Raw genomic sequence first — 20,633 nt, 5'->3', positions numbered from 1 at the left:
CGCGGTTCCGTATCACCCGAGATTTCAAGCCATAGCGGAGGAAACATCATGGCGAAGCTCAGCACCGACGAGCTGCTCGACGCTTTCAAGGAGATGACCCTTCTCGAGCTCTCCGAGTTCGTGAAGCAGTTCGAGGACGTCTTCGACGTCAAGGCCGCCGCCCCGGTCGCGGCCGTGGCCGCCGCCCCCGGTGGCGCCGCCCCGGCCGCCGAGGAGGCCGCGACCCAGGACGAGTTCGACGTCATCCTCGAGGGTGCCGGCGACAAGAAGATCCAGGTCATCAAGGAGGTCCGCGCCCTGACGAGCCTCGGCCTCAAGGAGGCCAAGGACCTGGTCGACGGCGCGCCGAAGCCGCTGCTGGAGAAGGTCAACAAGGAGACCGCCGACAAGGCCAAGGAGGCCCTGGAGAAGGCCGGCGCCTCGGTCACCGTCAAGTAAGGACGGCTCCAGAGCTCCCGAGCCTCGCGGCTCGACCGCTCTCCCAAGGAGGCGGTCACCCCACCTGGGGTGGCCGCCTCTTTCGCGTTCGCGGGGAACGCGCTGTCCCGAGGTGCGCGAGCGGGTGCCCGTTTCCTGTACCGGAGTGATAAAGGCCGGGCCAAAAGCGTGTGCCGTGACGGGTTGTGCGGCCGTCGGCGGGCGGCGTACCGTCCCGTTTCGACACCGTGGTCACACCAGGTGGTCCGCGTCCCCGCCGTCCGGGTCGGGCGGGCGGCCGGCGGCCCGCGGCCGGCCGGAGCCCGCGGGCTTGAGGTGCTGGTTCTTAGACCACTAGTCTCATAGGCGTCGTAAGTAACGATTGTCTTACGACGTCGCATTTAGCCGCTGATCTGGACCGGAACCCCTTCCATTTGGACAGCGGCCCGCTAACGTAGTGGAACCCGGCGCGGCTACCGGACGGTAGCAACACGGCGGACACGCCGTGTGACGACAGCAAGAGCCTGAGTGCTACTCGCTCATTGGTTCGGGATTCCCCCCGGCCTGGACGAAAGGTGACGAGTGGGCGTCGAGATCAGAGTCGAGGGCCTGACCAAGTCCTTTGGCCGCCAGGTGATCTGGCAGGACGTGTCGCTGACCATTCCCGCAGGTGAGATCTCCGTTCTTCTGGGCCCGTCCGGTACCGGCAAGTCGGTGTTCCTGAAGTCCCTCGTCGGGCTGCTCAAGCCCGACCGCGGGCATATCTGGATCGGCGACAGGGACCTGCCCCATCTGCCCGAGTCCCAGCTCTACGAGACCCGCAAGCTGTTCGGCGTCCTGTTCCAGGACGGCGCGCTGTTCGGCTCGATGAACCTGTTCGACAACATCGCCTTCCCGCTGCGCGAGCACACCAAGAAGTCCGAGTCCGAGGTCAAGCGCATCGTCCTCGAGAAGATGGACATGGTCGGCCTCCTCGGCGCCGAGCACAAACTGCCCGGCGAGATCTCCGGCGGTATGAAGAAGCGTGCCGGCCTCGCCCGCGCCCTCGTGCTGGACCCCGAGATCCTCCTGGTGGACGAGCCGGACTCCGGCCTCGACCCGGTCCGCACCGCGTTCCTGAACCAGGTGTTCATCGACCTGAACGCGCAGATCGGCGCGACGTTCCTCATCGTCACCCACGACATCAACACGGCCCGTACCGTCCCGGACAACATCGGGCTGCTGTACCAGCGCAACCTCGCGATGTTCGGGCCCCGGGAGATGCTGCTGTCCAGCGAGGAGCCGGTCGTCCGGCAGTTCCTCAACGCCAGCAAGGTCGGCCCGATCGGCATGTCGGAGGAGAAGGACGCCTCCGAGCTGGAGGCCGAGGCCAAGATGGGTCTCGACTCGGGCAAGCTGCCGCCCATCCCGCCGCAGCAGATGCCGAGCAACGGGATGCTGCGCGCCGGCATGCACGCGCCCGGCGCGTGGTGCGCCGCGCACGGCGTCACGCCGCCGCCCGGCTCGTTCATCGACGACCTCGGCCGCAACTGGGTGGAGGAGTGGCCGCGGTACGTGGCGTCCATGGCGCCCGTCGGCGCCCCCGCTCCCGGCGGCCCCGCAGGTCCTCCTCCCGGCCCGCCGCCCGGCGGCCCCGCCGGCCCTGGCGGCCAGTTCCCGGGTAACCCGCCGCCTGGACGTCATGCAGGTGGTGCAGGGTACTGATGTCCACTCCTGGTATCGGCGCGGACCAGCGAGAGGGGAAGAGCGGCGGCGGATCGTCGGCGACGTTCCGCAAGATCGGGGACGGCGCGGCCAACGTGGTCGTCAAGGAGCCCGGGCGGTTCTTCGCCCTGTGCCTTGACGTCGCGCGCGCGACGTTCCAGTGGCCGTTCCAGTGGCGCGAGTTCATCCAGCAGGCCTGGTTCATCGTCAGCGTCACCGTCGTCCCCACCATGCTGGTCGCCATCCCCTTCGGCGGCGTGCTGTCGCTGCAGGTCGGCGGGCTGATCCGGCAGCTCGGCGCGCAGTCCTACACCGGCGCGACCGCGGTCGTCGCGATCGTCCGGGAGGCCAGCCCGCTGGTCACCTCGCTGCTGGTCGCGGGCGCCGCCGGGTCGGCGATGTGCGCCGACATCGGGTCCCGGAAGATCCGCGAGGAGATCGACGCCATGGAGGTGCTGGGGATCAACCCCCTGCACCGCCTGGTGGTCCCGCGGATGTTCGCCTGCGCGTTCGTCGCGCTGTTCCTGAACGGCCTGGTGTCGGTGGTCGGCCTCATGGGCGGCTACTTCTTCAACGTCATGCTGCAGGGCGGCACGCCCGGCGCCTATCTGGCGTCCTTCAACGCGATCGCGCAATTGCCCGACCTGCTGCAAGCGGAGTTCAAGGCATTCGTGTTCGGCATTACCGCCGGCTTGGTGGCCGCTTATAAGGGGTTGAACGCCAAGGGCGGCCCGAAGGGCGTCGGTGATGCGGTCAACCAGACCGTCGTCATCACCTTCATGCTGCTGTTCCTGGAGAACTTCCTGATCTCCACGCTGTACTTCCAGTTCGTCCCGTCGAAGGGGATGTGATGGCTGCCCCTGGAAAGACGGGCAAGGCGGTCAGCCGCGTGGTGAACGCGCCCCTGGAACGGCTGGACGACTTCGGCCACCAGATGTCGTTCTACGCCCGCGCCTTCGCGTGGGTGTTCCGGGTGCTGCGCCGCTACCGCACCGAGGTGCTGCGGCTGCTCGCCGAGGTGAGCCTCGGCACCGGCGGCCTCGCGGTGATCGGCGGCTCGGTGGTGATCGTCGGCTTCATGACGTTCTTCACCGGCAGCCAGGTCGGCCTGCAGGGCTACGAGTCGCTGAACCAGATCGGCACGGCCGCGTTCACCGGATTCGTCGCGTCCTACTTCAACACCCGCGAGATCGCCCCGCTGGTGTCGGCGCTGGCGCTGTCGGCGACGGTCGGCTGCGGCTTCACCGCGCAGCTCGGCGCGATGCGGATCTCCGACGAGATCGACGCGCTGGAGGTCATGGCCGTCCCGTCGATGCCGTTCCTCGTCACGACCCGGATGCTGGCCGGGATGATCGCGGTCGTCCCGCTGTACATCGTGGGCCTGCTCGCCTCCTACGGCGCGACGCGGGTGATCGTGACGGTGTTCTACGGGCAGTCGACCGGCACCTACGACCACTACTTCCATCTGTTCCTACCGCCGAACGACATCCTGTGGTCGTTCGGCAAGGTGATCATCTTCGCGGTGCTGGTGATGCTGATCCACTGCTACTACGGCTACCACGCGTCCGGCGGCCCGGCCGGCGTCGGCGTCGCGGTGGGCCGCGCGGTCCGCACCAGCATCGTCGTGATCAACGTGGCGGACCTGCTGCTCGGCATGGCGATCTGGGGCACCACGACTTCCGTCCGGATTGCGGGGTAGCGCGCGATGAGCACCCGTGTGCGTTACCGCCTGCTCGGCATCTCGATGGTCATCGTGATCGCCCTGCTGCTGGCGCTGACCGTGGCGTTCTACAACAAGGCGTTCACGCCCGTCACCGAGGTGTCGGTGAAGACCGAGCGGGCCGGGCTGCAGCTGCTGCCCCACTCGGACGTGAAGGTCCGCGGGCTGATCGTCGGCGAGGTCCGCGGCACCGACGCGACCTCCGACGGCGCCGTGCTGCACCTCGCGCTCGACCCGGGCAAGGCGAAGCTGATCCCGCGCAACGTGCAGGCGCGGCTGCTGCCGAAGACGCTGTTCGGCGAGAAGTACGTCGACCTGCAGATCCCGGCGCAGGCCGGCCCGGCCGGGCTGCGGGAGGGCCAGGTCATCCAGCAGGACCGCTCGCAGACCGCCGTCGAGATCGACAAGGTGCTGAACGACCTGCTGCCGCTGCTGCAGGCGGTGAAGCCGGCGGAGCTGAACGCGACGCTGAACGCGCTCGCCACCGCGCTGCAGGGCCGCGGCGACCAGCTCGGCGAGAACTTCGAGCAGGCCGACGCGCTGCTGAAGAAGATCAACCCGCAGCTCGGCACGCTGGTGCACGACCTGCACGGGCTGGCGGACGTGTCCGACATCTACGCCCAGGCGGCGCCCGATCTGCTGCAGACCCTCCGCAACCTCAACGTGACCAGCCGCACGATCACCTCGAAGAAGGCGACGATCGAGCAGCTGATCCCGGCGACGACCGCGCTCGCGCAGGACGGCGACGCGTTCATGCGGCACAACGGCCCGAAGATCATCGGCGTGAACATCGCGAACCGGGACGTGGCGAGCCTCGTCGCCCGGTACTCGCCGTCGCTGCCGTGCGTGTTCGCCGGGCTGATGAAGCTGAAGCCGGAGGCCGAGCGGGTGGCCGGCGGGGGCGGGTCCAAGACCTTCAACCTGACGATCGAGATCGTCAAGCCGCGGCCGGGCTACAAGAACCCCCTCGACAGGCCGGAGGCCAAGGACCGGCGCAACCCGCGCTGCTACGGCCTGCCGAACCCGAAGACGCCGTTCCCGGACTACCTGGCCCTGGACGGCACGCAGGACGACCTGTGGTGGAAGAACCCCGACGACCCGAACGGCGGTGGCGCGAGCCGCGGCCGGGCGCTGTCGAACGTGTTCGTGGACACCGGGTCGCTGACCCCCGAGCAGCAGCTCAAGAGCGTCCTCGGGCCGCTCACGCGGACCCCCGCCGATGAGCTGTCGGACGTGTCGCAGCTGATGTTCGGGCCGCTGCTGGGCGACGGATCGGTGGTGACGATCAAGTGAAGACGACGAGCGCGGCGATCAAGCTGCTGACCTTCGTGGTCATCACCTCGGTGGCCACCGGCGTGCTGGCGATGACGATCTCCAACATGCGCTTCAAGGAGACCCGCGAGTACAGGGCGGTCTTCTCGGACGTGGCCGGGCTGCTGGACAACGACGACGTCCGCATCGCGGGCGTCCGGGTCGGCCAGATCGAGGACATCGAGCTCTACCAGGGCGACAAGGCCGTGGTGACGTTCAGCGTCGAGCAGGACGGCCCGCTCAAGGCCGGGATCCCCACGTCCACGCAGGCGCAGATCCGCTACCGCAACCTGATGGGGCAGCGGTACCTCGCGCTGACCGACGGCGCCGGGCAGGCCAACGCCTACCTGAAGCCGGGCGGGACGATCCCGATCGCCCAGACCAAGCCGGCGCTGGACCTCACCACGCTGTTCAACGGGTTCCGGCCGCTGTTCCGCGCGCTGGAGCCGAAGGACGTCAACACGCTGGCGATGCAGATCGTCCAGGTGCTGCAGGGCGAGGGCGGGACGATCAACAGCCTGCTCGCGCACGTCGCGTCGCTGACCAACACGCTCGCCGACCGCGACAAGGTCATCGGCCAGGTGGTCGACAACCTGAACACGGTGCTCGGCACCATCGACCAGCGGCACCAGCAGGTCGACCAGCTGGTGCGGGACCTGCGCAGCTTCGTCAGCGGCGTGTCCGGCGACCGCAAGGCGATCTTCGACTCGGTCGCGGCGATCAACGACCTGACGGGCACCACGCAGAGCCTGCTGTCGGACGCCCGCCCGGACATCAAGGACGACATCGCCGGGCTGCGCAAGCTCGCCGGCACGTTCGCCGCCAACGAGGAGGCCCTCGACGGCGGGCTGAAGCGGTCGCCGAAGCGGCTGGAGGGGCTCGTGAACATCTCCTCCTACGGGTCCTGGTTCAACATGTACATCTGCGGTCTCGACGCGCGGGTGCGGCTGCCGGGCGGACCGGTCTACCAGACGCCGGCGATCGTGAACGAGAACGCGAGGTGCAAGTAGATGAGGATCCCGTTCCGGGAGCGCAACCCGGTCCCCATCGGTCTCTCCGCGTTCGCGATCATCGCCGTGCTGGTGCTGCTGGCGATGAACCTGGAGAGCATCCCGCTCGTCGCCGGCGGCAGGACCCACACCGCCGCCTTCAAGGAGGCGGCGGGGCTGAAGGCCGACGAGGAGGTCCGCATCGCGGGCGTCAAGGTCGGCAAGGTCACCGCGCTCGACCTGGACGGCGACCACGTCAAGGTCACCTTCCGGGTGGACGACGGCGTCCGGCTCGGCGAGCGCACCGAGGCCGGCATCAAGATCAAGACGATCCTCGGCGCGCACTACCTGGAGCTCACCCCGCGCGGGAAGGGCAAGCTCGGCCGCAACATCCCGATCGAGCGGACGCACACCCCGTTCGAGGTCGTCCCGGCGATCAGCGAGCTGAGCCAGCGGGTCGGCGCGATCGACGTCCAGCAGGTCGCGAAGTCGTTCGACGTGCTGTCGGACACCTTCAAGAACTCGCCGGAGGAGGTCCGGGCGTCACTGCAGGGCCTGCGGCGGCTGTCCAACACGGTCGCGTCCCGCGACGACGAGCTGCACGAGCTGGCCGGCAAGGCCAAGGACGTCTCGCAGCTGCTCGCCGACCGCAACCAGGACTTCGCCAAGCTCGTCCAGGACGGCGACAAGGTGCTGCAGGCGGTGCAGGCGCGCCGCGCCGTGATCCACCAGCTGCTGATCAACACGGTCACGCTGTCCCAGCAGGTCAACGCGCTGATCAGGGAGAACGAGAAGCAGCTGCGGCCGATGCTGGACAACCTGGCGAAGGTCAACCGGATCCTGCTGCGCAACCAGAGCAACCTGGACCGGATCCTGCAGCTGTTCGCGCCGTTCGCGCGGCAGTTCTCGGACGTCACCGGCACCGGGCGCTGGTTCGACTCCTGGATCCAGAACCTGATCCCGATCCCCGCCTCGATCCAGGACGCCCCGAAGAGCGGCGGGACCACGACGAAGAAGCAGGGCGGACAGAACGGCAACCAGACCGGCAACTCCAGCGACAACCCGTTGCCGTTCCTCCCGTGAGCAGGCAGGTCACTAGTGCGTAACTCAGGAACCATCCTCCGCCTCGGCGGCGCGGTCCTCGCCGTCGCAGTGCTGGTGGCCGCGCTCCTGCTGATCTTCCAGGAGCCGAAGCAGCGCCACCTCACGGCGTACTTCACCAAGACCGTCGGCCTCTACAAGGGGGCGGACGTCCGCATCCTCGGCATCCCCGTCGGGGAGGTCACCAGCGTCGAGCCGGTCGGCGACGCGGTGAAGGTCGAGCTGAAGTACGACGCCAAGTACAAGGTCCCCGCCGACGCGCAGGCCGTCATCATCAACCAGACGCTCGTCGCCGACCGGTACATCCAGCTGACGCCCGTCTACCGGAACGGCGCCGCCGTCCTCGCCGACGGCGCGACGCTGACCACGAGCCGCACCGCCGTCCCGGTCGAGGTGGACGAGGTCGGCGGCAGCCTGAACGACCTCACCAAGGCCCTCGGCCCGGAGGGCGCGAACGCGCCCGGCGCGGACGGCCAGCAGGGGTCGCTGTCGCGGCTGCTGCAGGTCGGCGCCGCGAACCTGGAGGGGCAGGGCGACGACATCCGGCAGACGATCGCGGACGCGTCCAAGGCGCTCAGCACGCTGAGCACCGACCGCGGCGACGTCGCCGCGACGATCCGGAACCTGCGGATCATCACCGACGCGATGAAGGCGAACGACCAGCAGATCAAGTCGTTCAGCGGGCACCTCAACGGGGTGTCGGCGCAGCTCGCGGGGGAGAAGGAGGAGCTGAGCGCGGCCCTCAACACGCTCGCCCCGACGCTGCGGAACGTGCAGCGGTTCGTGAAGGACAACCGCGGCGAGCTCGCCGCGAACGTCCGGCAGCTCGCGCAGATCACCGGGGTGCTGGTGAAGGAGAAGGACGCGCTCGCCGAGATCCTCACCGCCGGCCCGCTGGCCGTCAACAACCTGGCCCGCGCCTACGACCCGATCAGCGGCACCATCCACACCCGGGACAACTTCCGCCAGTTCCACGACCTGGCCGACTGGATCTGCTCGCTGGCGTACTCGGTGGGCACGCCCGCCAAGGAGTGCCTCGACTTCGTCGAGCCGTACAACGGCATCGGCAAGGCGCTGACCGGCTTCAGCCTCGACCTGTCCTGGATCACGGCGCTGACCACGCACTACGACCCGGTCCCGATCCCGCCGGACGCCTACGGCCCCGGCGGCAGGACCGGCAAGACCAGCAAGACGAGCACGACGAACAAGACCGCGACGCGCAAGCAGCCCGCCGGCGACCTCAGCGCGCTGCTGCCGGGAGGTGGCCGATGAGCAGGACACGGCCGATGCGCCGCGCCCGCCTGCTGGGCGCCGCCGCGCTCGCCGCGACGACGGTCCTGTCGGGCTGCTCGTTCAACGGCGTCGCGTCGCTGCCGCTGCCCGGCGGCCCCGACCTCGGCTCCCATCCCATCACCGTCAAGATCGAGTTCGCGAACGTGCTGGACCTCGTCCCGCAGTCGGCGGTCAAGGTCAACGACGTCTCGGTGGGCAAGGTCGAGGAGATCAAGCTCGCCGGCGCGCCCGGCGCCACGACCGGGCAGAACGGCTGGCACGCCCTGGTCACCATCAAGATGCGCGGCGACGTCAAGCTGCCCGACAACGCGATCGCGACCGTCAGCCAGACGAGCCTCCTCGGCGAGAAGTTCGTGCAGATCGAGCCGCCGAAGGACCAGGCGCCGTCCGGCACGCTCGCCTCCGGCGACCTCATCCCGCTGAACCGCACGTCCCGCGGCACCGAGATCGAAGAGGTGCTGTCGGCGATGTCGCTGCTGCTGAACGGCGGCGGCCTGGAGCAGGTCTCCACGATCAGCCACGAGCTGCAGGCCGCGATGAGCGGCCGGGAGACGACGATCAGGTCGGTGCTGGAGCGGGTCGACACCTTCGCCGGCACGCTGGACCGCAACCGCGCCGCGATCACCCGGGCGCTGGACAGCATCGACCGGCTCACCGGCAAGCTCGCGGCCGAGCGCAAGACGATCCGGGACACGATCGACGAGACGGGCCCCGCGATCGCCGTCCTCGACCGCAACCGCGCCGACCTCACCAAGATGCTGGTCGCGCTGAACAAGCTGAGCCGCACCACCACCAACGTGATCGACCGCTCGAAGGCCGACCTGCTGGCGAACCTGCGGAACCTCGACACGATCCTGCGGAACCTCAACAAGGCCGGCAACGACCTGCCGCGGTCGCTGGAGTCGCTGATCACCTTCCCGTTCCCGGCCACGTTCGAGAACGTCATCGAGGGCGACTACGGCAACGTGCGGCTCACCGTCGACCTGGACTTCGAGTCCATCGCCCGCAACCTGCTGGGCGGCACCGACCTCGAAGGGCTGCTCGGCAGCGGCACGCAGATGCGCAACATGCTGCAGGTGCCGAACGTGACCCTGCCGGACTCGCCGCTCGGCGTGCTCCCGCAGGCCCCCGGCGGCGGCCTGCCGGGGCTCCCCGGCCAGTCGACCCCGACCCCGAAGCAGACACCGAAGCAGACGCCGAAGAAGACGCCGACACCGCAGCGGACGGGCGCGCTCGCACCCGATGACGGCGGCCTGCGGACCCTGATGACGGGGGGCCTTTCATGATCCTCAAGCGCGGCGTGATCGTCCAGCTCATCGCGTTCGCCGTCATCACGGTGGTCGGCGTGGTGATCGTCTCGGTGAACTACATCGGCATCGGCCGCGACCTGCTCGGCAAGGAGTACGTCGCCTACGTCGACCTCACCGACTCCGGCGGCGTGTTCACCAACGCCGAGGTCACCTACCGGGGCGTCCCCGTCGGACGGGTCGGGCCGATCGAGCTGACGAAGGAGGGCATCCGCGTCAAGCTGCTGCTCAACCGCGGCGAGCGGATCCCGCGCGACGGCACCAAGGCCGTCGTGGCGAACCGGTCCGCGGTCGGCGAGCAGTACATCGACCTGGAGCCGACCAAGAAGACCGGCCCCTTCCTTGATGAGGGCGACCCCTACACGATCCCGAGGGACCGCACCACGCTGCCGGTGTCCACCGCCGAGCTGCTGCGCAACGTCGACTCGCTCGTCGGCTCGGTCAACACCAAGGACCTCGGCATCATCGTGGACGAGCTGGACAAGGCGTTCTCCGGCTCCGCCGAGGACCTCCAGTCGATCCTGGACGACACGGACCGGCTGCTGAAGACCGCCGAGCAGGCGTACCCCGACACCAAGCGGCTCCTGGACAACAGCGTCACCGTCCTCGGCACCCAGCGCGGTCAGGCCGCCAACATCCGCGGCTTCGCCAGCAACCTGAACGAGCTCACCGCGTCCCTCCGCAAGGACGACCCGGCGCTGCGCAAGACCATCGACAACGTGCCGGGCGCCGTGAGCGAGACGCACAAGGCGATCAACCAGCTGGCCCCGACCCTGCCCACCCTCCTGGCGAACCTCACCACGACCGGGCAGATCGTCACGTCCCGCCAGGCCGGCCTCCGGTCGCTGTTCATCCTGTACCCGGTGACGGTCGCCGGCGCGTTCACCGTGACGCCCGGCGACGGCACCCAGCACCTCGGCCTCGCGCTGAACATCGACGCGCCGCCCGCGTGCACCGAGGGCTACGAGAAGGTCAAGCACCGCTGGCCGCAGGACACGTCCCCGAAGAAGCCCCGCGTGGACGCCGGCTGCAAGGCCCCGCAGGACGCGCCCACCGCTGTCCGCGGCGCGCGCAACTTCCCGAAGGACGAGATCCTGCCGTACCCGAAGGTCCCGGAGGGCGCCACCACCGGCGCCGGCTTCCCCGAGGGCGGCGCGTACGGCACCCGTGAGGACGGGAAGTCGCAGGCCAAGGGCGGCGACGAGGCCAAGACCAAGGCCGCGGCGGCGGCCCCGACAGGGCAGCTCTCCGATGGCCAGCTGATCCTCTCGTATCCGTCGGATTCAGTGGAATTCGCTGGATACGATCCAACGACCGGTGCGGTCTACGGGCCCGACGGCAAGCGATACGTGATGCCGCGCAGCGCCGGAACCCGTCAGTTGGGAGAAGAATCCTCGTGGAAGTGGCTCCTGCTCGGACCGTTGAGCCAGTGAGGCGGGCACGATGAGGCGCCGCCTGCCCATGGTCACCGCGATCACGCTCGGCGTGATCGTGGTCGGCCTCGCCATCGCGTCCGGCTGGCTCGGGGTCGTGACCCTCCGCAACAAGGACGAGGCCGACCAGCGGGCGAAGGCGATCCAGTCCGCGCGCCAGATGGGCGTGAACCTGATGTCGCTGGACGCCGCCACGGCGCAGCGCGACCTCGACCGCATCGTGTCCGGCACCACTGGAGACCTGAAGAACAAGCTCGCGAGCCAGTCGAACGCGTTCATGCAGCAGATCACCAAGGTGAAGGCCAAGTCGACCGTCAACGGCGTCGACGCCGCCCTGGTCTCGATGGACGGCGACTCCGCCGAGGTGATGGTCTCCCTCAACGGGACCGTCACCAACGACAAGGTCAAGAACGGTACGCCGCAGGGCTACCGCTACCAGATGGACCTCACGCGGGTCGACGACCGCTGGCTCGTGTCCGGACTGGAGGTTGTCCCGTGACGATGCTCGGCCGGGGCAAGCGCTCCGCTCCAGACAAGAAGAACGACAAGGCCGCCAAGGCCGAGGAGGCGGCGAGGGCCGCCGAACTGGCGGAGGAGGCCGCGGCGAAGGCCCGCGAGGCCGCCCGCCTGGCTCAGAAGGCCGCCGAAGAGGCCGCCGCGGCCGAGGACGAGGACGACGAGGAAGAGCCGGAAAAGGCCGTCAAGTCCCCGGAGAAGCCCCGCACCCCCAAAAAGGACTCCGAAGTCACGCCCGACCCCGAAGACGCGTCAGAGGAAGCCTCAGCCCCGTCAGAGGCCAACGACGCAGACGACGAGGACGAGGAAGAAGAGCCCAAGCGCCCGAAGCTGTCCAAGAAGCCCAAGCCCGCCGCGAGTGACGTCGACGAAGACGAAGACGACGAACCTCGCAGCTCCCGCCTGGGCGGCCTGACGACGGTCATCGCCGTCCTGGCGGTCCTCACGATCGCGCTGGGCGCGGGCACCACGGCCCTGTACCTGAAGGTCAGTGACCAGAAGGCGACGGAGGAGGCGAGCAAGGAGGCGTCGTTCGCGTCGTCCCGCGCCGCGCAGAAGCTCTCGTCGTACGACTACCAGACCCTCGACGCCGACCTGAAGGCCGCGTCCGCGATGACGACGGGCAAGCTGCACACCGACTACGAGAAGCTCGCCCAGGAGCTCAGGACGGTCGCCGTCCAGCAGCAGGCGGTCTCCAACACGACGGTGATGAAGGTCGGCGTCGTGAGCGCCACGCCCGACAAGGTCGTCACCCTCGTCTACGCCAACCGCTCGTCCCGCACCAAGAGCGACAAGCAGCAGCGCCTCCCCGAGCCGCTCCGCATCAAGATGACGATGGTGCACAAGGACGGCAAGTGGCTGGCCGAGGAACTCAAGGTCATCTCGTAACGCCGCCCCTCCGAACGCACCCCGTGAGCCGCCCAGGGCCACGGGGTGCTGTCGTGAACGAGTAAGAACACACTCTCCTGAATGGGGATCCGAGCAGACCGGAAAACCCCGGCCACGGCCACGGGTCGGCCGGCCGGAGGGCGCCCCAGCGCCCGGAGGTCGGCCGATCCGCCGAGCCGGTCGACCACAGCGCCACGCGAAGACCTGCACGGTCACAGAAGCCGAACCAGTGGCGTGAGGATCGACCGGCTCGTGACGGGGGGATCGGGGGTCGCCCCCCCCAGTAAACTATGGCGTTCCTCACTGCAGGTCAGGGCCCGAAAAGTCCAAGTCCGCTCTTGACTGAGAGGCGCTGAGGGGCGATGCTCCATGGCAACGTGATGCATACTGCGGCGCTAGAGTTGCGAGCGGTGTACCAGTCGGCTACACTGCCCCTTTGCGCTGCCCTCTGACTATCCGCGTGTGAGAGCACCCCTGCCGTGGTCCCTTTTGGACCCCTTTGCGCAGGTCTCGGACGTGGATCGTCTGGCGTGCGTGTCGTCAGTTACGCCGCGAGCCCTCGGAAGGACCACTCTTGGCAGCCTCGCGCAACGCCTCGAATACCGCAACCGGTCCGAACCGCGTCTCCTTCGCGCGCATCAAGGAGCCGCTCGAAGTCCCGGACCTCCTTGCTCTGCAGACCAACTCTGTTGACTGGCTGCTGGGTAACGAGAGGTGGAAGGCCCGGGTCGAGGCGGCCCAGAAGGCCGGAAGTAAGAGCGTCCCGACCCAGTCGGGGCTGGAGGAGATCTTCGAAGAGATCAGTCCGATCGAGGACTTCTCCGGAACCATGTCCCTGTCGTTCCGGGACCACCGGTTCGAGCCGCCCAAGTACTCCGTCGAGGAGTGCAAGGACAAGGACATGACCTACTCCGCCCCGCTGTTCGTGACGGCGGAGTTCATCAACAACACCACCGGTGAGATCAAGAGCCAGACGGTGTTCATGGGCGACTTCCCGCTCATGACCCCCAAGGGCACCTTCATCATCAACGGCACCGAGCGCGTCGTGGTCTCGCAGCTGACCCGCTCGCCCGGCGTGTACTTCGACCGCGCCCTCGACAAGGCGTCCGACAAGGACATCTACGGCTGCCGGGTCATCCCGAGCCGCGGCGCCTGGCTCGAGTTCGAGATCGACAAGCGCGACAACGTCGGCGTGCGCATCGACCGCAAGCGCAAGCAGCCCGTCACCGTGCTGCTCAAGGCGCTCGGCTGGGACGAGGCGCGCATCCGCGAGCGCTTCGGCTCCTACGAGTCGATCAACGTCACCCTGGAGAAGGACCACACCTCCGGCCAGGACGACGCCCTGCTCGACATCTACCGCAAGCTGCGCCCGGGTGAGCCGCCGACGCGCGAGTCCGCGCAGACGCTGCTGGAGAACCTGTACTTCAACCCGAAGCGCTACGACGTCGCCAAGGTCGGGCGCTACAAGATCAACAAGAAGCTCGGCCTCGACCTGGACATGCGCCAGGGCACGCTCACCGAGGACGACATCGTCGCCACGATCGAGTACCTCGTCCGGCTGCACGCCGGCGAGGAGGAGGCGACCATCGGCGCCGTCCCCGTGCCGATCGAGGTCGACGACATCGACCACTTCGGCAACCGGCGCCTGCGCACGGTCGGCGAGCTGATCCAGAACCAGGTCCGGCTCGGCCTCGCCCGCATGGAGCGCGTCGTCCGCGAGCGGATGACCACCCAGGACGTCGAGGCGATCACGCCGCAGACCCTGATCAACATCCGGCCGGTCGTGGCCTCCATCAAGGAGTTCTTCGGCACCAGCCAGCTGTCGCAGTTCATGGACCAGACCAACCCCCTGGCCGGACTGACGCACAAGCGGCGGCTGAACGCCCTCGGCCCCGGTGGTCTGTCGCGCGAGCGGGCGGGCATGGAGGTCCGCGACGTCCACCCGTCGCACTACGGCCGGATGTGCCCGATCGAGACGCCGGAAGGCCCGAACATCGGCCTGATCGGCTCGCTCGCCGCGTTCGGGCGGGTCAACCCGTTCGGGTTCGTCGAGACGCCGTACCGCAAGGTCACCGACGGTGTGGTCACCGAGCAGATCGACTACCTCACCGCCGACGAAGAGGACCGCTACGTCATCGCGCAGGCCAACTCCCTGCTGAACGACGACGGCACCTTCGTCGACGACCGCATCCTCGTCCGCCGCAAGGGCGGCGAGATCGAGCTGGTCCCCGCCCGCGAGGTCCAGTACATGGACGTCTCGGCGCGGCAGATGACCTCGGTCGCCACCGCGATGATCCCGTTCCTGGAGCACGACGACGCCAACCGCGCGCTGATGGGCTCCAACATGCAGCGCCAGTCCGTCCCGCTGCTGCGCAGCGAGGCGCCGCTGGTCGGCACCGGCATGGAGTACCGCGCGGCGACCGACGCCGGCGACGTCATCACGGCCGAGAAGGCCGGCGTCGTCGAGGAGGTCTCGGCCGACTACGTGACCGTCATGAACGACGACGGCACTCGGACGACCTACCGCGTCGCCAAGTTCAAGCGGTCCAACCAGGGCACCTGCTTCAACCAGAAGCCGATCGTCGACGAGGGCCAGCGGGTCGAGGTCGGCCAGGTCGTCGCCGACGGGCCGTGCACCGACAACGGCGAGATGGCGCTCGGCAAGAACCTCCTGGTGGCGTTCATGCCGTGGGAGGGCCACAACTACGAGGACGCGATCATCCTCAGCCAGCGCCTGGTGCAGGACGACGTCCTCTCCTCGATCCACATCGAGGAGCACGAGGTCGACGCCCGCGACACCAAGCTCGGCCCTGAGGAGATCACCCGGGACATCCCGAACGTCTCCGAGGAGGTCCTCGCCGACCTCGACGAGCGCGGCATCATCCGCATCGGCGCCGATGTCGTCCCCGGCGACATCCTGGTCGGCAAGGTCACCCCGAAGGGCGAGACCGAGCTCACCCCCGAGGAGCGGCTGCTCCGCGCGATCTTCGGTGAGAAGGCGCGCGAGGTCCGCGACACCTCGCTGAAGGTGCCGCACGGCGAGCAGGGCAAGGTCATCGGCGTCCGGGTGTTCTCCCGCGACGACGGCGACGAGCTGCCCCCCGGCGTGAACGAGCTGGTCCGGGTGTACGTCGCGCAGAAGCGCAAGATCACCGACGGTGACAAGCTCGCCGGCCGGCACGGCAACAAGGGCGTCATCTCCAAGGTGCTCCCGGTCGAGGACATGCCGTTCATGGAGGACGGCACCCCGGTCGACATCGTCCTGAACCCGCTGGGCGTCCCCGGGCGCATGAACGTGGGCCAGGTCCTGGAGACCCACCTCGGCTGGGTCGCCTCCCGCGGCTGGAAGGTCGAGGGCGACGACGCCGACTGGAAGCGCGCGCTCAAGGAGATCGGCGCCGACGAGGCGCCGCCGTGGACGAACACCGCCACGCCGGTGTTCGACGGCGCCCGCGAGGACGACGTCACCGGTCTGATCGCGAGCACGCTGCCCAACCGCGACGGCAACCGCATGGTGGAGCCGGGCGGCAAGGCACGGCTGTTCGACGGCCGCACGGGCGAGCCCTACCGCGACCCGATCTCGGTCGGCTACATCTACATCCTCAAGCTGCTCCACCTGGTCGACGACAAGATCCACGCGCGCTCGACCGGCCCGTACTCCATGATCACCCAGCAGCCGCTCGGCGGTAAGGCCCAGTTCGGCGGCCAGCGCTTCGGTGAGATGGAGGTGTGGGCGCTGGAGGCGTACGGCGCCGCCTACGCGCTCCAGGAGCTGCTGACCATCAAGTCCGACGACGTCCTCGGCCGCGTGAAGGTGTACGAGGCCATCGTCAAGGGCGAGAACATCCCCGAGCCCGGCATTCCCGAGTCCTTCAAGGTGCTCATCAAGGAGATGCAGTCGCTGTGCCTCAACGTCGAGGTGCTCTCCAGCGACGGCATGTCCATCGAGATGCGCGACACCGACGAGGACGTCTTCCGCGCCGCGGAGGAGCTCGGCATCGACCTGTCCCGCCGTCCTAACGAGGGCGCGATGAGCGTCGACGAGGTCTGAGAACTCAAGGGGAAAACAGTTGCTTGACGTCAACTTCTTCGACGAGCTTCGCATCGGTCTGGCGACCGCCGACGACATCCGCCAGTGGTCGCACGGCGAGGTGAAGAAGCCGGAGACGATCAACTACCGGACCCTCAAGCCGGAGAAGGACGGGCTCTTCTGCGAGAAGATCTTCGGCCCGACCCGGGACTGGGAGTGCTACTGCGGCAAGTACAAGCGCGTCCGCTTCAAGGGCATCATCTGTGAGCGCTGCGGCGTCGAGGTGACCCGCGCCAAGGTGCGCCGTGAGCGGATGGGCCACATCGAGCTGGCCGCGCCGGTCACGCACATCTGGTACTTCAAGGGCGTGCCGTCCCGCCTCGGCTACCTGCTGGACCTGGCCCCGAAGGATCTCGAGAAGATCATCTACTTCGCGGCCTACATGATCACCAGCGTGGACGCGGAGCGGCGCGACCGCGACCTGCCCACGCTGGAGGCGCACATCTCGGTGGAGCGCCAGCAGATCGAGCAGGCCCGCGACGCGCAGGTCGAGGCCCGCCAGCAGAAGCTGGAGGGCGACCTCGCGGAGCTGGAGGAGGCCGGCGCGAAGGCCGACCAGAAGCGCAAGGTGCGCGACGGCGCCGAGCGGGAGATGAAGCAGCTGCGCGACCGCGCGCAGCGCGAGCTCGACCGCCTCGACGAGGTGTGGAGCCGGTTCAAGAACCTCAAGGTCCAGGACCTGGAGGGCGACGAGCTGCTCTACCGCGAGATGCGCGACCGCTTCGGCAAGTACTTCGAGGGCGGCATGGGCGCCGCGGCCATCCAGGCGCGGCTGCAGAACTTCGACCTCGAGGCCGAGGCCGAGAAGCTGCGCGACATCATCCGCACCGGCAAGGGCCAGAAGAAGGCCCGCGCCCTGAAGCGGCTGAAGGTCGTCTCGGCGTTCCTCAACACCCGCAACAGCCCGCTCGGCATGGTGCTGGACTGCATCCCGGTCATCCCGCCGGACCTGCGCCCCATGGTGCAGCTCGACGGCGGCCGGTTCGCCACGTCCGACCTGAACGACCTGTACCGCCGGGTCATCAACCGCAACAACCGGCTCAAGCGCCTGCTCGACCTGGGCGCGCCCGAGATCATCGTCAACAACGAGAAGCGGATGCTGCAGGAGGCCGTCGACGCGCTGTTCGACAACGGCCGCCGCGGCCGCCCGGTCACCGGGCCCGGCAACCGTCCGCTGAAGTCGCTGTCCGACATGCTCAAGGGCAAGCAGGGCCGGTTCCGGCAGAACCTGCTGGGCAAGCGCGTCGACTACTCCGGCCGCTCGGTCATCGTCGTCGGCCCGCAGCTGAAGCTGCACCAGTGCGGCCTGCCCAAGCAGATGGCGCTGGAGCTGTTCAAGCCGTTCGTCATGAAGCGGCTGGTCGACCTCAACCACGCGCAGAACATCAAGTCCGCCAAGCGGATGGTCGAGCGGGCCCGCCCGGTCGTGTGGGACGTGCTGGAAGAGGTCATTACCGAGCACCCGGTGCTGCTGAACCGCGCTCCGACGCTGCACCGCCTCGGCATCCAGGCGTTCGAGCCGCAGCTGGTCGAGGGCAAGGCCATCCAGATCCACCCGCTGGTCTGCACCGCGTTCAACGCGGACTTCGACGGCGACCAGATGGCGGTGCACCTGCCGCTGTCCGCCGAGGCGCAGGCCGAGGCGCGGATCCTGATGCTGTCGACCAACAACATCCTGAAGCCGTCGGACGGCAAGCCCGTCACCATGCCCACCCAGGACATGGTCATCGGCCTGTACTGGCTGACGACGCAGAAGGACGGCGCCGTCGGCGAGGGCCGCGCGTTCGGCTCGGCCGCCGAGGCGATCATGGCCTACGACCGGGGCGAGCTCGACCTGCAGGCCAAGATCAGCATCCGGCTGAAGGACGTCCCGCCGCCGCGCGACTGGATCGCGCCGGAGGGCTACGAGCCGGGCCGTCCGTACCGGCTGGAGACGACGCTCGGCCGCGCCATGTTCAACGAGACGCTGCCGGACGACTTCCCGTTCGTGGACGACGAGATCGGCAAGAAGCAGCTCTCGGCGATCGTCAACGAGCTGGCCGAGACGTACCCGAAGGTCGCCGTCGCCAACGCGCTCGACGCGCTGAAGAGCACCGGCTTCCACTGGGCGACCCGGTCCGGCGTCACGATCGCGATCGACGACGTCATCACGCCGCCGAACAAGCAGGACATCCTGGCCGGCTACGAGCAGCAGGCCGACAAGGTGCAGCGGGAGTACAACCGCGGCCTGATCACCGACGATGAGCGCAAGCAGGAGCTCATCGACATCTGGAACAAGGCCACCGCGGACGTCGCGGTGGACATGGAGAAGGCGTTCCCGAAGGCCAACCCGATCTGGATGATGATCCAGTCGGGCGCCCGCGGCAACCCGCTGCAGCTCCGCCAGATCGCCGGCATGCGCGGCCTGGTCTCCAACCCCAAGGGCGAGACCATCCCGCGTCCGATCAAGTCGTCCTTCCGCGAGGGCCTGTCGGTCGTCGAGTACTTCATCTCGACGCACGGCGCCCGCAAGGGCCTCGCCGACACCGCGCTGCGCACCGCCGACTCGGGTTACCTGACCCGGCGCCTGGTGGACGTCGCGCAGGACGTCATCGTCCGCGAGGAGGACTGCGGCACCGACCGCACGATCCCGTTCGAGATCGTGGAGCGGCAGAACGACGGCAGCCTGATCAAGCTGCCGACCACGGAGACGAGCCTGACCGGCCGCACCATCGCCGAGGACGTCGTCGTCGACGGGACGGTCATCTACCCCGCCGACACCGACCTGTCCGACGCGGTCGTGACCCGGCTGTTCGAGGCCGGGGTGACCAAGGTCCGCACCCGCAGCGCCCTGGTCTGCGAGGCCAAGATCGGTGTCTGCGCCGCCTGCTACGGCCGCTCGCTGGCCACCGGCAAGCGGGTGGACGTCGGTGAGGCCGTCGGCATCATCGCCGCGCAGTCCATCGGTGAGCCCGGCACGCAGCTGACCATGCGCACCTTCCACACCGGCGGTGTGGCCGGTGGCGACATCACGCACGGTCTGCCGCGCGTCCAGGAGCTGTTCGAGGCCCGCATCCCCAAGGGTGTGGCCCCGATCAGCGAGGTCGCCGGCCGCGTCAAGATCGACGAGACGGAGAAGTCGCGCAAGGTCGTCGTCGTCCCCGACGACGGCTCCGACGAGATCGCCTACCCGGTGCCGATGCGGTCCCGCCTCCTGGTCAAGGAGGGCGAGTCCGTGGGCGTCGGCCAGCAGCTCATCGCGGGTGCGATCAACCCGCACGAGGTGCTGCGCATCCTCGGGCCCCGCGCCGTGCAGCTCCACCTGGTCCAGGAGGTCCAGGAGGTCTACCGGTCGCAGGGCGTGTCGATCCACGACAAGCACATCGAGATCATCGTCCGCCAGATGCTGAAGCGGGTGAACATCCTCGAGTCGGGCGACACCGACCTGCTCCCGGGCGACCTGGTCGAGCGTCCGATCTTCGAGGAGACGAACCGGAACGTCGTGGCCGAGGGCGGCACGCCCGCCGCCGGCCGCCCCGTCCTGATGGGCATCACCAAGGCCTCGCTCGCGACCGAGTCGTGGCTGTCGGCGGCGTCCTTCCAGGAGACGACCCGGGTGCTCACCGAGGCCGCGATGCACGCCAAGAGCGACCCGCTGCTCGGCCTCAAGGAGAACGTCATCATCGGTAAGCTCATCCCGGCCGGTACCGGCATGCCGCAGTACCGCAACGTCCGGGTCGAGCCGACCGAGGAGGCGAAGGCCGCGGTCTACTCCGTCGGGTCCTACGACGACGGCGCCGAGTACGCCTTCGGGCAGGGCTCCGGCGAGGCCGTGCCGCTGGAGGAGTACGACTTCGGCCAGTACAACCGCTAGCGTCCCGTCCC

At 68.6% G+C, this 20,633-nt stretch carries 14 protein-coding genes; all 14 read left to right on the top strand.

Annotated features, from left to right (window positions below; genetic code table 11):
• Nucleotides 1–48: 48 nt before the first annotated feature.
• Nucleotides 49–438 (top strand): 50S ribosomal protein L7/L12, encoded by a 390-nt coding sequence (gene rplL, locus ACGFI1_RS21715; protein ID WP_138636786.1) that lies wholly within the window; start codon nucleotides 49–51, stop codon nucleotides 436–438.
• Nucleotides 439–999: 561 nt separating this feature from the next.
• On the top strand, nucleotides 1,000–2,121 hold the full coding sequence (locus tag ACGFI1_RS21710) for an ABC transporter ATP-binding protein (RefSeq protein ID WP_301173941.1): 1,122 nt from the start codon (nucleotides 1,000–1,002) through the stop codon (nucleotides 2,119–2,121).
• Nucleotides 2,121–2,972: an MlaE family ABC transporter permease gene (locus ACGFI1_RS21705; protein WP_392787334.1), complete on the top strand. Its 852-nt coding sequence runs from the start codon at nucleotides 2,121–2,123 to the stop codon at nucleotides 2,970–2,972. Before ACGFI1_RS21710 ends, ACGFI1_RS21705 begins: the two co-directional genes overlap by 1 nt.
• Nucleotides 2,972–3,820, top strand: coding sequence for an MlaE family ABC transporter permease (locus ACGFI1_RS21700; RefSeq protein WP_138640892.1), 849 nt, complete (start codon nucleotides 2,972–2,974; stop codon nucleotides 3,818–3,820). The genes ACGFI1_RS21705 and ACGFI1_RS21700 overlap by 1 nt, the downstream gene beginning before the upstream one ends.
• A 6-nt stretch (nucleotides 3,821–3,826) precedes the next feature.
• Complete coding sequence (locus ACGFI1_RS21695) at nucleotides 3,827–5,134, top strand: MCE family protein (protein ID WP_240808472.1); 1,308 nt, start codon at nucleotides 3,827–3,829, stop codon at nucleotides 5,132–5,134.
• On the top strand, nucleotides 5,131–6,162 hold the full coding sequence (locus tag ACGFI1_RS21690) for an MCE family protein (protein ID WP_138640893.1): 1,032 nt from the start codon (nucleotides 5,131–5,133) through the stop codon (nucleotides 6,160–6,162). Before ACGFI1_RS21695 ends, ACGFI1_RS21690 begins: the two co-directional genes overlap by 4 nt.
• On the top strand, nucleotides 6,163–7,224 hold the full coding sequence (locus ACGFI1_RS21685; RefSeq protein ID WP_138640894.1) for an MCE family protein: 1,062 nt from the start codon (nucleotides 6,163–6,165) through the stop codon (nucleotides 7,222–7,224).
• Between the two features lie 15 nt (nucleotides 7,225–7,239).
• Nucleotides 7,240–8,514 carry an MCE family protein gene (locus ACGFI1_RS21680; protein ID WP_392787332.1) on the top strand — a complete coding sequence of 425 codons (1,275 nt, stop codon included), beginning with the start codon at nucleotides 7,240–7,242 and terminating at the stop codon, nucleotides 8,512–8,514.
• Complete coding sequence (locus ACGFI1_RS21675) at nucleotides 8,511–9,821, top strand: MCE family protein (RefSeq protein ID WP_392787329.1); 1,311 nt, start codon at nucleotides 8,511–8,513, stop codon at nucleotides 9,819–9,821. Before ACGFI1_RS21680 ends, ACGFI1_RS21675 begins: the two co-directional genes overlap by 4 nt.
• Nucleotides 9,818–11,275 carry an MCE family protein gene (locus ACGFI1_RS21670; protein ID WP_387072187.1) on the top strand — a complete coding sequence of 486 codons (1,458 nt, stop codon included), beginning with the start codon at nucleotides 9,818–9,820 and terminating at the stop codon, nucleotides 11,273–11,275. Before ACGFI1_RS21675 ends, ACGFI1_RS21670 begins: the two co-directional genes overlap by 4 nt.
• A 10-nt stretch (nucleotides 11,276–11,285) precedes the next feature.
• Nucleotides 11,286–11,774, top strand: a complete 489-nt coding sequence (locus tag ACGFI1_RS21665) for a hypothetical protein (protein WP_240807729.1) — start codon at nucleotides 11,286–11,288, stop codon at nucleotides 11,772–11,774.
• Nucleotides 11,771–12,679 (top strand): hypothetical protein, encoded by a 909-nt coding sequence (locus ACGFI1_RS21660; RefSeq protein WP_392787327.1) that lies wholly within the window; start codon nucleotides 11,771–11,773, stop codon nucleotides 12,677–12,679. Before ACGFI1_RS21665 ends, ACGFI1_RS21660 begins: the two co-directional genes overlap by 4 nt.
• 574 nt (nucleotides 12,680–13,253) lie before the next feature.
• Complete coding sequence (gene rpoB, locus ACGFI1_RS21655; protein WP_386874536.1) at nucleotides 13,254–16,730, top strand: DNA-directed RNA polymerase subunit beta; 3,477 nt, start codon at nucleotides 13,254–13,256, stop codon at nucleotides 16,728–16,730.
• Between the two features lie 19 nt (nucleotides 16,731–16,749).
• Nucleotides 16,750–20,622 carry a DNA-directed RNA polymerase subunit beta' gene (locus tag ACGFI1_RS21650; protein WP_364546080.1) on the top strand — a complete coding sequence of 1,291 codons (3,873 nt, stop codon included), beginning with the start codon at nucleotides 16,750–16,752 and terminating at the stop codon, nucleotides 20,620–20,622.
• Nucleotides 20,623–20,633: the final 11 nt, after the last annotated feature.

Origin of the sequence: Actinomadura geliboluensis (assembly GCF_043197915.1) — a bacterium.
Classification (GTDB): domain Bacteria; phylum Actinomycetota; class Actinomycetes; order Streptosporangiales; family Streptosporangiaceae; genus Spirillospora; species Spirillospora geliboluensis.
Note: the sequence above shows the minus strand (reverse complement) of the source record. Positions and strands in the feature narration are given on the sequence as shown.